The organism is Methylomonas sp. Uni0009 (assembly GCF_054188105.3).
On the sequence record NZ_JBTAFN010000001.1, the window covers coordinates 4,244,769 to 4,259,622 of the forward strand.

The window sequence follows — 14,854 nt, forward strand, 5'->3', positions numbered from 1 at the left end:
ATGCACCCTTCGCGCGCCACTTGGCAAGAACCAAATACAGTGACTGGACAACCTGACACCTGTCCACAGATGGTAATGAAATGAAAGCACCTTTTATCCCGCAAAACGCCCCTTTTAGTGATACTCAACGCGCCTGGCTTGGCGGTTTTTTCGCCGGCATGCACAGCCATATGTTGCAAAGCGCCGGTAGTGTCAATCAAGCGAACGCCCGCACCTTGCACATTCTTTATGGTACTCAGACCGGCAACTCCGAGTCGCTGGCTAACGACGCCGCCAATGCAGCCAAAAAACATGGCTTGCAACCGGTCGTCAAAAGCATGGATGAAGTTGAAATCGGCCAATTGCCGCAAATGCAATACTTGCTAATCATTACCAGCACATACGGCGAAGGCGCTATGCCGGACAACGCCGAAATGCTTTGGGAAGCGGCCAATAGTGATGCCGCGCCGCACCTGGACAACGTCAATTATTCGGTATTGGCCCTGGGAGATACCAGTTACGACTTGTTCTGTCAGGCTGGAATAGACTGGGATAATAAACTGGCAGCTCTGGGTGCCAAGCGCGTGTTTGACCGCGTCGACTGCGATGTGGATTTTGAAGCCCCAGCGGAAAAATGGCTCAGCGAAGTGATTCCGTTGATGGCGGAAGGCGCCAGCACCGTTGCGGTAGTCGATACCGAAACCCAAACTGCCAAATCGGTTTACAACCGCAAAAACCCATTCCCAGCCAAAATGCGCGTCAACCGCATTGTCACGGCATTGGATTCGTCGAAAGAAACTCGGCATTACGAAATTTCTATCAACGGCTCCGGCCTCAGTTACGAAGCCGGCGACGCATTGTGCGTGATCCCGACTAACTGCCCGGATCTGGTCGCGCAAATCGTCAAAGCCATCGGCTGCACTGGCGCGGAGGATGAACCGGTCAATGGCGAATTAATGAAGCTGTCGGATGCCTTACGCACACATTTCGAGATCAAATTACCCAGCAAAGAACTGATTGAAGAGATCGCCAGCCGTTCCGGCGATCAAGAGTTAAACGCATTATTGCTGTCCGGCGACAAGGAAAAACTGTCCGATTACCTGTGGGGCCGCGACATACTCGATCTACTGTTGCAATTCCCCGGCGTGGAATTTTCGGCCGCCGAATTTTTGCGTTTATTAAAACCGTTGCAACATCGCGCTTACTCCATCTCCTCCAGCGGCAAGAAACATCCGGACAGCGTGCATCTGACAGTCGCCAGCGTGCGCTACGACGCGCATGGCCGCCAACACAAAGGCGTTTGCTCCACTTATCTGGCGGATTTGGTGAATGAAGAAACCGATATACGGATATTCTTCACCCCCAACAACAACTTCCGCGTGCCGGCCGATGATAGCCTGCCCATGATTATGGTTGGACCCGGCACCGGTATCGCGCCGTTCCGCGCCTTCCTGCAAGAGCGCGAATTCCGCAAGGCCTCTGGTAAAAACTGGCTGTTTTTCGGCGACCGCAACGCTTCGACCGATTTTATCTACCGTGAGGAAATCGAAGCGATGCAATCCAGCGGCTTGCTGACCAAGCTGGATTTAGCGTTCTCACGCGACCAGGCGGAAAAAATTTATGTGCAGGATCGCATGAAAGAGCATGGTGCCGAACTGTATGCCTGGCTGGAACAAGGCGGTTACTTCTTCGTGTGCGGCGACGCTTACCGGATGGCCAAAGACGTCGATCAAGCCCTGCACGATGTGATTCGCGAGCATGGCAAGAAAACTTTGGTCGAGGCGGTTGAGTATGTCAACCAATTGAAAAAAGACAAACGCTACGTCAGAGACGTTTATTGATCCGGCATTGATATTTACGGGTACATCTGCGTCTCGACGTACCCGTAAGTTTTCTCCCATCGCAATCCTCTGAAGCCCCATGCCTTTCACGCCTTTTCACATGGGACCCGGCACGGCAATCAAAGCAGTTTTCGGCAAATATTTCAGCTTGACAGTGTTTGGATTCGCACAGGTGATGATGGACATAGAACCATTGGTGCGCATGGTTCGCGGCGATATGATTTTACACGGCGCGACTCACACCTACCTTGGCGCCATCTGTATCGGCGGTTTTTCCGCACTGGTAGGCAAACCAATTTGTGTTTTCCTATTAAGGTTTTGGAATGCCGGGCTTGGCTCAAAAACTCTGCGCTGGCTAAGAATCCGAACCGACATTGCATGGATACCCGCGATTACTGGTGCGTTTATCGGCACGTTTTCTCATGTGTTTTTGGACAGCATGATGCATGCGGACATGCAGCCGTTTGCACCATTCAGTAGTAACAACGGACTGTTGGGTTTTTTACCACTTGGCTTCCTGCACGTTCTTTGCGTGTTTTTTGGCGTTTTCGGGGTTTTTACTATATTTCTGGTTTGGGCCTGGCGCAAGTGGTCCATCGACGTTTGATCATCAGTCATCCCGTATCCGTTTTATCTTGGTGCAGATGAAGCACGAACGATGACGTCCCAGACAGACATTCCGTTCTCCCTGAGCCTATCGAGGCCAGAATCGGCCTAGCCTTCGAAGGCTCAGGGGTATTAGTATCTAAGGGCTGGGAGGCCCTTAGCAGCACTTAATCGATAGTCATCCGCTGTCCGCTTTTTTTCAGCTTCTTCGCTAGATTCAGCGTCAATATGCCGTTCTCGTAACGGGCTTTGCTGGCTTCCTCGTCAATCTCGGCGGATAGTTGAAAGCTGCGCGACACTTCACCGAAATAGCGCTCACTACGCAGCAATTTATCGTCTTTATTTTCGGTATCCAACTGGCTGATTTGCGCGCGGATGGCAACCACGTTGCCATCGATATCCACATGGATGTTCTCTTTACCAGCGCCCGGAATTTCGGCTTGGACGATAAACTCGGCTGGATTTTCCTTCACATCCACTTTGATTTGCACCGGCAAACCGTCACCGTGCAGCGGTTTAATGTAATAACCGGGATTAACATCGCGAAACAGTTCGTCAAACAGACCGCGACTAACAAATGGGCTTAAGTTACTCATGTCGATTCTCCTCTTTGTTGCATGTAAAAACCTGAATGGTTCTATATCAATATGGTGTTAGACCACAAGAAATTCAAGAGAAAGACACTTAAAAAACAACAGACAATCGCTGCAAAAAAATGGCTTAAAGAACTAGCGGCGTGTTAGCTATTTCGTTGGGATTTTCTTTATTTAACGCCGGAAAATGCTTTTGCAATTGCGCGGTGATTTGGGCAATCCCCTCAATCACGCCTAATTCGAATCGACCTGCCCTAAACTGCGCTTCCATCTGTTTGCAAATCCGGGCCCAAACCGCTTCGCCAACTCTGGCATGTATACCGCGATCAGCGACAATCTCTACATCACGATCAGCAAACAGCAAATAAATCAGCACGCCGGTATTGTGTTCCGTATCCCAGATTCGGCATTGTGAAAATACCTCAAGCGCGCGTTGTCTCGGCGTAACACCCTGCAATAACTCGCCTATCTCCAGCGCACTTTCCACCACAAAACGAATTTCACCCAAGTGTGATGTTTCGCTTTCAGTGATTGCCGCTTCGATAGCTTGCAAACTGCGCTTGGAAAACGCCAGACGCACACGCCAGGGACCACTAAAAATATGCTTTAGGAATCTAGGGGCTGTTGCCGTTTTACATGGGTAGCCAAATGAAAGCGCAGGCCAAAGCGACAACGCCTTCAAAATTGCGTTTCAATTTGTCATATCGCGTTGCGATGGCTCTGAAATGTTTCAATCGCGCAAAGACATTTTCAACGAGGTGGCGATATTGGTAGAGGCACCAATCCATTCCGTCATTCCCGACGATTGAATTTTGTTTTCTAGGAATGATAGGGACACTCCCTTTCTCGCGAATTTGAATCCGTAGAGGTTCACTGTCATAGCCTTTGTCAGCGACCGTGTAGTCAGCCAAAGGCAGTTTAGCCACTAATTCCGGCGCTTCTTTGCAGTCATGGACTTCACCACCGGTGATCGAGAAATGAATAGGCAGCCCACAGGCATCAACGGCCATATGGATTTTCGTGGTGTGACCCGCAACGGATTTCCCAATCGCGGCATCCTGTTCATGAGCCGCACCACTACTATGCTGATGCGCTTTCACGATACTGCCGTCAATAAAGGTCCATTCCAAATCCGGTGCCACAACCAGGCCTCGAAAGATGCCCATCAGTTTTTCTTGCAGTGACCACGCATTAAACCGTTTGTAGACTGCATTCCACTTACCAAACGTGGCAGGCAGGTCTCGCCAGGGGCAGCCGACTCGCATGCGATAAAAAATCCCTTCTACCGTTTGCCTGAGCGAAGGCTTGTCATAAATCCCCAGGCTTAACAGGATGGCTTTGAATTTATTCCAGTATGCATCCGTAAACATTTGTCGCGGCATAGCTCACTTGTCTTCTGATTGAAAAATCAATCAATGAGGCAGAGCCGTTCGATTTCAAGGCTATCGTTTCAAAATGGCAACAGCCCCTAATCACTTGCATGGTCTACCATCTCCCCGACGCACCGCCGCCGCCAAAACCGCCGCCTCCGCCGGAGAATCCGCCTCCCGACCCGCCGCCAAAATCGTCATCGTCGTAAAAATTGTCGTTTTGCCGGCCGCGAAACGCACGCCTGCCATTGCTAAGCGAAACCATGAACGCAAACAATGCCGCAAGACATACAACCAGCCAACCCGCGTTCAATAGCCAAGCGATAATACCAACCACGCTGCCGTTGATTATCCCGCCGAGAAAGCTTCCAAACAGAGTCCGTAAAATCCAAGCGCCGGCCACCGCTAGAAACACCAAGAGGGGCAGCAAGCGTTGCACCCGCCCATCGACAAACGAAGCTTGAGGGGCAGGCAGTGGCACACCATCAAATATTCCGATCAGGCTATCCACGCCGGCATTAATACCTTCCGCATAGTCGCCCTGCCGAAAATACGGAATCATGACGTCGTCAATAATCCGCTTAGCCAATACGTCCGGCACCACACCCTCCAAGCCGTAACCCACTTCGATGCGCGTGGCGCGGTCGTCCTTGGCCAGCAACATCAATATGCCGTCATCGACCCCCTTGCGGCCCAGAAGCCATTGTTCGACCACGCGAATAGCATATTGCGCAATGTCTTCCGGCTGGGTAGTGGCAACGATCAATACCGCAATCTGGCTGCCTTTTTGTTGTTCAAACGCCTGTAAGCGTTGTTCCAGCTCGGTTCTTTGCTGTGTGGATAAGGTAGCGGTCATATCGGTGACACGCTGTTCAAGATTGGGCACTACTTGCTCGGCATTTACGGCCGCCGCAAACAGACAAACCGCCAGGAATCGGGCGACCCAAAACCCTGAAAAGCCAGCTGTCTTCCGCATCTTATTTACCAAAATCAACCACTGGTGCAGTCGAAATGGCTTTCTCATTTTCAACGGTAAACGATGGCTTGGTTTTGTAGCCAAACAGCATCGCAGTCAGATTGCTGGGAAACGAGCGCACGGTGATGTTGTACTCCTTGATCGCGGCGATATAACGATTGCGTGCCACGGTGATACGGTTTTCGGTACCTTCCAATTGCGCTTGCAGATCGCGGAAATTGGCGTCAGCCTTCAGTTGCGGATAATTTTCAGATACCACCATCAAGCGCGACAAAGCAGAGCTCAATTCGCCCTGCGCCGCTTGAAATTTGGCAAAAGCCTGTTCGTCGTTCACCAATTCCGGCGTCACTTGCATGCTGCCCACTTTGGCGCGCGAAGCCGTCACGGCTTCCAATACGTCCTTTTCATGTCCTGCGTAGCCTTTCACCGTGTTCACCAGATTCGGTACCAAATCCGCGCGGCGCTGATATTGATTCAGCACTTCCGCCCAACCGGCATTGATTTGTTCGTCTTGTGTTTGAAAGGTGTTGTAACCGCAACCGGGCAGCATCAAGATCACGATTAAAAGAAAAACCGTTACTATTTTTTGCATCGTCCACTCCGTGAATAGAAAAACTTTAATTGTGGCAGCAGAATAACACGCAGGCACTTAAGTCACGCCAAACGTCAGACTTTGATCCCTATGCCCGCTTGCGCAACACTAATAGCCGGTTATTGGCCGGCATGGCGTGGTCGGCCTGTAAGGTCAAACCGATGTGTTCGGCCAAGGCCATGATCGCCTCGAAATCCTTGATACCGCTGCGCGCATCCCGTTCTTTCAACCATAGGTCGAAACGGGCGTTGCTTTCGCTGGTATATGCACCGGCGTAATTAAACGGGCCGTAGATACACATCGTCGCCTCGGCACTCAAATAGTTCGCTAGCCGCTTGAATAACAGCCCTACTTCTTCGCTGCTCATAATGTGCAAAGTATTCGCGGTAAATACCGCATCGATTTGCGCGCACGGCCACTGCAAATCCCCCACATCCAAGCTTAGCGGCGGCAGTAGATTCGCCAGTTGCGCCTCGTTCCGCCATAAATGGATCCCCGGCAGATTCTCCGGCCTATCGGTAGGCTGCCAGGTCAGATGCGGCAGGTTCCCGGCAAAATGGCAGGCATGTTGGCCGGTGCCGCTGCCGATTTCCCACACTGTCATCGGTTGGTCAAAAACCGTTTTGAGAATCTGTAAAATCGGTTCCTTGTTGTTCTCGCAAGCTTGAGAAAACGGCTTCTCTGTCGTCATGGGCGATGATTTGATGGTATGTTGGGGGCTTTAACTCTACTAAGATTAAAAATGGAAGTAAAACAAATCGCCAGCATGGCGCAAATCGACGCTGCGGATTGGAATCGGCTGTGCGGACCGGATTACCCATTTCTAAGCCATGAGTTTTTATCCGCACTGGAACAAAGCGCCGCCGTTTGCCCGCAGACCGGCTGGGAAGCCGCACATTTATTGGTTTTCGACAATCAGAAATTGTTGGCGGCATTGCCGCTGTATTTGAAAACCCATTCCTGGGGCGAGTATGTGTTCGATCAGCAATGGGCTCAAGCTTACCAGCAGCATGGCTTGGCCTATTACCCGAAATTAATCAGCGCGATCCCGTTTACCCCTTGCCAGGGACAGCGACTGCTATTCGCAGCGGATGCAGACCAAACGGCAATCTGCGCTTTGTTATTCAGTTTTATCCAACAACTCGCCGAACGACACGGCATTTCTTCCTGGCATTGTTTATTTCCCAACCCTTCCCAGCTTGAACTGCTGAAATCTTTAGGTTTAAGCGTCCGCGAGGGCGTGCAGTTTCAGTGGTTTAATCGAAACTACCTGACATTTTCATATTTTTTACAAACCCTAAGCGCCGATAAACGCAAGATGATTAAGCGTGAACGACGCCGGGTAGCGGAGCAAGGTATTGAGCTATTGCGTGTTCCAGGGACGGAGGTTACCGAGATCCAATGGCAGGTATTTTTCCGCTTTTACGCACTGACCTACTTAAAACGCAGTTCCGAACCTTATCTCAATCTAGCGTTTTTCAAACAAATTGCGCGAACCATGCCTGAGCAATTATTGCTGGTTCTGGCAATGAAAGACGATGTGTACGTCGGCGCGGCCTTGAGTTTTATCGGCGCGGATACCTTGTACGGCCGATATTGGGGATGCGATGCGGAATACAACGCCCTGCATTTCGAAGCCTGCTATTACCAGGGCTTGGACTACTGTATAGAACACGGCTTGGCGCGTTTTGATTCCGGCGCGCAAGGCGAGCACAAAATCTCCCGCGGCTTCGAGCCGGTCACTACCTACTCCACGCATTGGTTAAAGGATGCCGGTTTTGCCAAGGCCGTGGCGCAATTTGTAGCCCGGGAAAAACAGGCGATTGGGCATTACAAACAAGACGCGGCGAAATACCTGCCGTTTAAACGCGCCCAATAAAACAGTGCTGCGTCAGCTTTTTTCCAGCTCGGTTTGACAAGGTAAACAATACTGGCAGGCAATCGCCTGACGCCGTGCTTCCGGAATCGGCTCCCCACATTCCTGGCAATGGCTGGCCGATTCGCCCGTATAGATAGCTTTACGTGTCTCGGCGACGAACAGCTCGGTCATCTTGTCCATTCTTTCCAGAATGGCATCGGTACCACCCGCCCAGGCTGTGGACATTACTGCTGCTCCTGAATCTGCATAATTTTGCTTTAACGATGGGCTTCCACCCACGCACCAAAAGCCTCGAACGGCATCGGCTTGCTGAACAAGTAACCCTGCGCCAAGTCGCACCGGTAAGTGCTGAGTTTTTCGATGATTTCCTGAGTTTCCACACCTTCGGCAGTCACCTGCAATCCTAAGTTGTGCGCCAAGTTGATGGTGGCTTTAACGATGACTGCATCGTTTTCGCTGTGCAACAAATCGACAACAAAGGATTTATCGATTTTTAATTCCGTTAACGGCATGCGTTTTAAGTAAGCCAGTGACGAATAACCCGTACCAAAGTCGTCGATAGACAATTTGTAGCCCATTTCATTCAGGCGCTGAATCACTTCCATGGCCCGCTCCGGATCGGTCATGATGGAGCTCTCGGTAATCTCCAGCATCATCCAGCCGGGTTTGATATTGGCTGCCGCCGCCACACCGGCCATCACATCCGGCAGCTCAGGATCGTGTAAATCCTTGGCGGACAGATTGACGGAGATAATCAGTTCCCAACCGCGCTTGCGCCATTCCGCGCAGTGCTTGAACGATTGTTTCAGCATCCAGGCAGTCAAATGCTTGATCACCCGGGTTCTTTCGGCCATGGGTATAAATTCATCCGGCGCGATAAAGCCATGCTTAGGGTGTTGCCAACGTACTAAGGCTTCCGCACCGTAAACTTGCCCGGTTTGCACCGACACCTTGGGTTGGTAATAAACATGTAATTGCTCTTTTTCGATAGCCTGGCGCAGCTCGCTCATCAGCGTTAAACGGCGCGGGCTGTGATCGTCGTGAGACGGCGCGTAAGTGGTGTAGCCTTCGTGCGATTGGCCGGCTACGAATAATGCCACGCCGGCTTTTTGCACTAAAGTATCCACATCGTCGCCATGCTCGGGAAAATTTACGATGCCGATATTACTGTGGATTACCAGACTCAGACGCTCGACTTTAAAGGCCGGATCCAGGGCCGCCTGGATATTTTTGGCCAATGTCAGGCCAGCAGTTTCGTTATCCACCGCCGACAACAACACGCTGAAAATATTGCCGTCGATACGGGCGACACTATCAGTACCCAACACCACGCTTTGCAGGCGCGTGGCTATCTGTTTCAAAATCAAGTCGCTGCTGTTACGACCCAGTGTGTCGTAAACTTCCTTAAAATTGGCGACTTCCACCAACAAGATAGACAGCATTTTGTTTTGATTGCCGGCGGCTAACATCGCTTGCTCCACCCGGTCGTAGAACAATACCCGGTTAGGTAGGTCCGTTACCGAATCGTGGGTGGTGGAATAACTGACTTGTTTTTCTAATGATTCGGCGCGAGAGCGCAGTTCCTGGGTCTGGTCCAAAATCATCGCCCCAGCTTGATAAGCGATGACTGAGCTGGAATATTGGCCCCAAAATCCGAAAATAAACGGCAGTGCTTCAAGCATCCACAGACCGTAATTTTCGGTTTGTGCTTTGATGACGCCATTTAAAGAGATTTCGCCGACGTAGTAATAACTCAAGGCCAACAATGCACTGAGAATGCTGGCAATCGCAATACCCACACCTTGATAAGTGGTTTTAGATACCTCGCTTTTCAGCACGCGAACATTTTCGTTCAGTATGTTTTTGGCGGGTATCATCTGTTTCTCGGCGTCTGTTTCATGAATTCGCTATCGTTGTTTAGCTTCTGCCGACCAAGCTTTGCAAGCTGGGAACCTCGACAAAATTCACTAAATATAGTTAGCCAAAACGTTAATTACAAACCTAAGCCTCTTAAACCACCATCTCGGCTTGCAGCAATTTAATCTGATCCCTGATCCGCGCCGCATCTTCAAATTCCAGGTTTTTGGCGTGCTGATACATTTTTTCTTCCAGTTGCTTCAAGGCCTTGGCGGCTTGTTTGGGCGTCATAGCCTTGTAATTGCCGGCCGGTTCGGCGACTTTCGCTCTGGCGTTGGAAATGGAACCGCCGGAACCGGGTATCGATAACTCCAAAATATCGGTAACCGATTTGAATATGGTTTTAGGCTGGATATGGTGCTCTTTATTGAACGCTTCCTGCTTATCGCGGCGGCGCTCGGTTTCGTCGATAGCCAGTTGCATCGAACGAGTAATCTTGTCCCCGTAAAGGATTACCTTGCCATTGGCATTGCGCGCGGCACGGCCTATGGTTTGGATTAACGAGGTCAGCGAACGCAGGAAACCTTCCTTATCCGCATCCAAAATCGCTACTAGCGAGACTTCCGGTATATCTAAACCCTCCCGTAGCAAGTTGATCCCGACTAGCACGTCGAACACGCCTAGCCGTAAGTCGCGGATAATCTCCACCCGCTCCACCGTTTCGATGTCCGAATGCAGATAACGCACCTTGACGCCGTGTTCCATCAGGTAATCGGTCAAATCTTCCGACATGCGTTTGGTCAGGGTGGTGACCAGCACCCGCTCCTGCACGGCGGTGCGTTTGGTGATTTCCGATAACAGATCATCGACTTGGCTAGTCGCCGGGCGCACTTCGACGATGGGATCGACTAAGCCGGTCGGGCGCACTACCTGCTCCACCACCGCGCCGGAATGTTCTTTCTCGTAAGTACTGGGCGTGGCGGAAACATAGATACGCTGGCCGCAGATTTGTTCGAACTCTTCGAAGCGCAATGGCCGGTTATCCAGGGCTGAAGGTAATCTAAAGCCATATTCCACCAAGGTTTCCTTGCGCGAGCGGTCGCCTTTATACATCGCGCCAATCTGCGGTACCGTGACATGGCTTTCGTCGATGATCACCAAGGCATCCTTGGGTAAATAATCGAACATGGTCGGCGGCGATTCACCGTCTGCGCGATTGGACAAATGCCGGGAATAGTTCTCGATGCCGGAGCAGTAGCCCACTTCCATGATCATTTCGATGTCGAACAGCGTGCGCTGCTCCAGCCGTTGCGCTTCCACCAATTTGTGATTATCGCGCAATTGCTCCAGACGCTCGGCCAATTCGATTTTGATCTTTTCGACCGCGCTGAGTAATTGGTCGCGCGGCGTGACGTAATGGCTTTTTGGATAAAGCGTAAAGCGAGCCAGACGCTGCGTGACTTCACCGGTTAGTGGGTCGAACATCGACAACCTTTCGATCTCGTCGTCAAACAACTCGATACGCAGGGCTTGTTCTTCCGATTCGGCCGGAAATACGTCGATCACCTCGCCGCGCACCCGATATGTAGCGCGGCGCAGTTCGGTGTCGTTGCGGGTATATTGCATTTCCGCCAAGCGCCGCAGTATGTCGCGTTGCTTGATCATATCGCCGCGCACCAAATGCAAGACCATCTGGAAATAAGATTCGGGTTCCCCCAAGCCGTAAATTGCCGAAACCGTAGCCACCACGATGGTATCGCGCCGTTCGAGCAAAGCTTTGGTAGCCGACAGCCGCATTTGTTCGATGTGTTCGTTCAGCGAGGCGTCCTTGTCGATGAAGGTATCGGAGGCAGGAATGTAAGCCTCGGGCTGGTAGTAGTCGTAATAAGAGACAAAATACTCGACGCTGTTTTCCGGAAAAAACTCCTTCATTTCGCCGTACAGCTGGGCCGCCAAGGTTTTGTTGGGCGCCATGATCATCGCCGGCCGCTGGGTTTGCTGGATTACGTTGGCGACGGTAAAGGTCTTGCCGGAGCCGGTCACGCCCAGCAAGGTTTGATGCAATTCACCGTCGTTGATGCCTTCCACCAGCGCCGCGATGGCGGTGGGCTGGTCGCCAGCCGGTTGATAGCGGCTTTGTATTTTGAACGGTTTATGCGCCGGCCCTTTTTTTTGCGGCCGCGCTTCTTCCACGCCCAGAACACCCGTGATCGCCGACTGGCTAATCTCCATGCGCCGTTTATCGCTCATGCCCTACCCTCTGAAATTTGGTTCAACACCGGCTTATTTACAAGCCGTTTCCGGCTGGTCGTGACCCAAGGTATCCAGCTCGGTCTTCGGATGCAAAAATCCTTCGACCGGCGCTACGCTAACCAAAGAACGCGGTGCGGCCAATAATACCGGTTGCCGCAATTGACCGTCCCAAGGGCGGAACGACAGGGGCACGCCTTTGTAACCCTGCAACGCAAACGCTTCGGAGAAGATATAATCCTTGATGGCTTGGGTTTGATTGGACTTGCTACGGACGCTGGCCTCGCCTATCGCCCGCACCGCCAGATAAGCCGCGTAATCTTGTTCTTCCATCCAGCGGCCGGCGGTGTCCTTGAAGCGATTTTGCAATTGCACCGCGCCCCATTGTTCGTGGGTTCTGTGCCAGGCAGTGGCAACCAAACCCTGCGTGCCGATCACGGGACGCGGTTTCCAGGTCCGGTAATCCAGATATTCGCCGAACAAGCCTTGTTCGTCGGCCACAACCAACACGTCGTAATCGTCCACTTGCGTGAACACCGGCACGTCGGATTGCGCGCTACGGCGGGCGTCGTAATCGTTGGTCCAGGCTTTTTCCGCGACCAGTTTGATACCAAACTTCTTGGCCGCGCGTTTAATGGCCGCTGCGTATAACTTGTCTTCCGGCGTGGGACCTATCACCAAAAACCAGTTTTGCCAGCGCTTCTTTAACATATATTGCGCCAGCGCATCGGCACGCATGGCTCGGCTGGGTAAGAGGTGCAAAACCTGATGCCGGCAATCCGTGTTGCGCAACTCGTCGTCGCTGGTAGAAGCATCGAACAGCAATTTGTTTTTCGCCGCCGGCAAATCGGCGAGCTTGTTTAATTGGTCTGGCTGCACGTTCAACACCACCAAACCAACATCCTCGCCTAATTGATTGAAGGCCTGCTGCAAATCGCCGCCCACCGGCACTACAACCTGCTTTAACTCGTAGTGCTGGCCGGTAAATTGCCCGGTGGTATTGTTATCGGCAATCGCCAATTCGGCGCCGATCTGGCCTTTGTTCTGGATAAACGGATCAAGATTGGATAAGGCAGCCGGGGCGGCTCTTTCCTGACTAAAATAGCCGATTTTGACTATCTGCTTGGCAGGCTCGGCGGGTTTGCTGATCTGCGGTTTGGCGGGTGCGGCTTTCTTGGCAGGCGCGGCAATAGCGCTGCTGATAGGCAACGCGGCGAGCCAACAATAACAAAATGAAACAATCGCTATTTTTTTCATAATCCGGTTCGGAACGATATAAAAGCCCTATTTTAACGGATTCGCTTTGGCTGGGCTTGGTCAATAATCGTCACGCTCTATTGAATTTTAACGGTTTAACATCAATACTTAGCCACCTTTACATTTGCCGCGCTTGCCATGTCTGAGCCAGATTTCTCTTTAGATTTTCTCGATCAAGAGGTCACGATTGATAGCTCATGGTCTAACAAACGCAGTGCGGTTCGTTATCGACGCAACGACATCCGTGCTGCCGTCAAAGTCAAAAGTATCTGGTTTCCACGCCTGTTTCCGGTCGTGTTACGGGATGTGAGTAGCCGCGGCGCGGCGATATTCAGCGAAAAAAAACTCGGCAAGAATCAGCGGATATTCCTGTATTTATTGTTCGCCGACGGCAAGCGTTTCGATATACCCGCACTTGTTGTCCATTGCGACCGGGAAAACGGCCGTTACGGCATCAAGTTCGACAACATTGAAAAACATTTGGCAGAGCATTTACTGCACACCCAAACCGATCTGCTATTCAGCTAAGCGCAAAACAATATGCCAATACTCAGTGAAATTTATATATACCCGGTCAAATCGCTGGCCGGCATTCGCGTAGAACACTGGCCGGTCGACCACAAAGGCTTGCTGTACGACCGAAAATGGATGCTGATAGACGGCGATAGACAGTTCCTCAGCCAGCGCCACTTACCCAAAATGGCCTTGATTCAAACCCGCATTGCAGATCAACAGTTAATTTTGTCGGCGCCCAATCAAGCGGACCTAACACTGCCTTTGCAATCGGAAGACGGCGACGACATTGAAGTGGTAGTCTGGCACGACGTTTGTGTCGCCAAAACCTGTGGCGCTGTTGCCGATGCCTGGCTGAGCGATTTTTTACAAACCGAGTGCCGGCTGGTCTACCAAAGTGATGACGATATTCGTCAGGTCGATCCTAACTATGCTTTAGAAAGCGATCAAACGTCGTTTTCCGACGGCTTTCCGTTTTTGATTGTGTCGGAAAATTCCTTAAACGCTCTCAACCAAGCCATGCCGTTGGCAATTGACATGATTCGCTTTCGGCCAAATCTGGTCGTCAGCGATTGCGACAGCTACGCCGAAGACACTTGGCGACGGCTTAGCATCAACGATATTGGTTTTAGATTGCCCAAACCCTGCTCGCGCTGCTCGGTGCCCACCATAGACCCGCTCACCGCCGCAACCGGCAAAGAGCCGTTGACGACGCTGAATCGTCTGCGCAAATGGCAAAACAAAGTCTATTTTGGGCAAAACGCCTTGCACGATAAACCCGGCAGCTTGGCAGTCGGCCAGACCGTGCTGATCCATGAAATCGGCGAACCGCAGCCTCCGCTATCCCTAACTTAGAAAATCCCGCACTTTCATTACTCCTCGTCCGGCGATTGCCGGTTCGCCAGTCACGCCGTCAATGGTGGTATCCGCGCATTTGGGTGCTTCCCATGTAGATGCTTTGTTTACTTGTTTGTCGAAGCTGTTCGCTTGGCTAATCGGGGCTTTTGCAGTTTCACATCAGTTTGACAAAGCCTTCCTCTGCTTATTTAGTAATGGGTATTTCTAAGCTAAAAAGCCTACTTTCAATTACCCGCTCTATCGAGCTAAGCAATAAATCAAACCCCACCTCGAAATAAAAACG

General features: G+C 51.5%; 15 protein-coding genes. 5 read left to right on the forward strand and 10 right to left on the reverse strand.

Annotated features, from left to right (window positions below; translation table 11 throughout):
* Window positions 1–80 precede the first annotated feature (80 nt).
* Together ACWAU0_RS19640 and ACWAU0_RS19645 are read left to right on the forward strand one after the other, a co-directional pair.
* Window positions 81–1,820 carry a sulfite reductase subunit alpha gene (locus ACWAU0_RS19640; protein WP_458137638.1) on the forward strand — a complete coding sequence of 580 codons (1,740 nt, stop codon included), beginning with the start codon at window positions 81–83 and terminating at the stop codon, window positions 1,818–1,820.
* 79 nt (window positions 1,821–1,899) lie between these two features.
* On the forward strand, window positions 1,900–2,427 hold the full coding sequence (locus tag ACWAU0_RS19645; protein ID WP_458137639.1) for a DUF4184 family protein: 528 nt from the start codon (window positions 1,900–1,902) through the stop codon (window positions 2,425–2,427).
* 166 nt (window positions 2,428–2,593) lie between these two features.
* Here the strand turns inward: ACWAU0_RS19645 and ACWAU0_RS19650 are convergent, their stop codons facing one another.
* The 6 genes from ACWAU0_RS19650 to ACWAU0_RS19675 form a co-directional block, all read right to left on the reverse strand.
* The gene (locus tag ACWAU0_RS19650; protein ID WP_458137640.1) at window positions 2,594–3,022 is read right to left on the reverse strand and encodes an Hsp20/alpha crystallin family protein; all 429 of its coding nucleotides are present in this window, start codon (window positions 3,020–3,022) and stop codon (window positions 2,594–2,596) included.
* A 124-nt stretch (window positions 3,023–3,146) separates the two neighbouring features.
* The gene (locus tag ACWAU0_RS19655; protein ID WP_458137641.1) at window positions 3,147–3,599 is read right to left on the reverse strand and encodes a TPM domain-containing protein; all 453 of its coding nucleotides are present in this window, start codon (window positions 3,597–3,599) and stop codon (window positions 3,147–3,149) included.
* Between the two features lie 52 nt (window positions 3,600–3,651).
* Window positions 3,652–4,401 carry an IS5 family transposase gene (locus ACWAU0_RS19660; protein ID WP_445366335.1) on the reverse strand — a complete coding sequence of 250 codons (750 nt, stop codon included), beginning with the start codon at window positions 4,399–4,401 and terminating at the stop codon, window positions 3,652–3,654.
* A gap of 103 nt (window positions 4,402–4,504) precedes the next feature.
* Window positions 4,505–5,365 (reverse strand): TPM domain-containing protein, encoded by an 861-nt coding sequence (locus ACWAU0_RS19665; protein WP_458137642.1) that lies wholly within the window; start codon window positions 5,363–5,365, stop codon window positions 4,505–4,507.
* 1 nt (window position 5,366) lies between these two features.
* The gene (locus ACWAU0_RS19670) at window positions 5,367–5,957 is read right to left on the reverse strand and encodes a LemA family protein (RefSeq protein WP_458137643.1); all 591 of its coding nucleotides are present in this window, start codon (window positions 5,955–5,957) and stop codon (window positions 5,367–5,369) included.
* 88 nt (window positions 5,958–6,045) lie between these two features.
* Window positions 6,046–6,648 carry a DUF938 domain-containing protein gene (locus ACWAU0_RS19675; RefSeq protein ID WP_458137644.1) on the reverse strand — a complete coding sequence of 201 codons (603 nt, stop codon included), beginning with the start codon at window positions 6,646–6,648 and terminating at the stop codon, window positions 6,046–6,048.
* 51 nt (window positions 6,649–6,699) lie between these two features.
* On the opposite strand from ACWAU0_RS19675, the gene ACWAU0_RS19680 reads away from it, so the two are divergent.
* Window positions 6,700–7,836 carry a GNAT family N-acetyltransferase gene (locus ACWAU0_RS19680; protein WP_458137645.1) on the forward strand — a complete coding sequence of 379 codons (1,137 nt, stop codon included), beginning with the start codon at window positions 6,700–6,702 and terminating at the stop codon, window positions 7,834–7,836.
* 12 nt (window positions 7,837–7,848) lie between these two features.
* On the opposite strand, the gene ACWAU0_RS19685 is transcribed toward ACWAU0_RS19680, so the two are convergent.
* The 4 genes from ACWAU0_RS19685 to pedA1 all read right to left on the reverse strand — a co-directional run bounded on the left by ACWAU0_RS19685 (window position 7,849) and on the right by pedA1 (window position 13,200).
* On the reverse strand, window positions 7,849–8,061 hold the full coding sequence (locus tag ACWAU0_RS19685) for a TraR/DksA C4-type zinc finger protein (protein ID WP_033158783.1): 213 nt from the start codon (window positions 8,059–8,061) through the stop codon (window positions 7,849–7,851).
* Window positions 8,062–8,093: 32 nt separating this feature from the next.
* Complete coding sequence (locus ACWAU0_RS19690) at window positions 8,094–9,713, reverse strand: putative bifunctional diguanylate cyclase/phosphodiesterase (protein WP_458137646.1); 1,620 nt, start codon at window positions 9,711–9,713, stop codon at window positions 8,094–8,096.
* Between the two features lie 133 nt (window positions 9,714–9,846).
* The gene (gene uvrB / locus ACWAU0_RS19695) at window positions 9,847–11,943 is read right to left on the reverse strand and encodes an excinuclease ABC subunit UvrB (protein WP_458137647.1); all 2,097 of its coding nucleotides are present in this window, start codon (window positions 11,941–11,943) and stop codon (window positions 9,847–9,849) included.
* 33 nt (window positions 11,944–11,976) lie between these two features.
* Complete coding sequence (gene pedA1, locus ACWAU0_RS19700) at window positions 11,977–13,200, reverse strand: lanthanide ABC transporter ABC transporter substrate-binding protein PedA1 (RefSeq protein ID WP_458137648.1); 1,224 nt, start codon at window positions 13,198–13,200, stop codon at window positions 11,977–11,979.
* A gap of 138 nt (window positions 13,201–13,338) precedes the next feature.
* Here pedA1 and ACWAU0_RS19705 point away from each other — a divergent pair, with 138 nt between their 5' ends.
* Both ACWAU0_RS19705 and ACWAU0_RS19710 read left to right on the forward strand, forming a co-directional pair.
* Window positions 13,339–13,728 (forward strand): PilZ domain-containing protein, encoded by a 390-nt coding sequence (locus tag ACWAU0_RS19705; RefSeq protein ID WP_101053327.1) that lies wholly within the window; start codon window positions 13,339–13,341, stop codon window positions 13,726–13,728.
* A 12-nt stretch (window positions 13,729–13,740) separates the two neighbouring features.
* Window positions 13,741–14,568: an MOSC domain-containing protein gene (locus ACWAU0_RS19710; protein WP_458137649.1), complete on the forward strand. Its 828-nt coding sequence runs from the start codon at window positions 13,741–13,743 to the stop codon at window positions 14,566–14,568.
* Window positions 14,569–14,854: the final 286 nt, after the last annotated feature.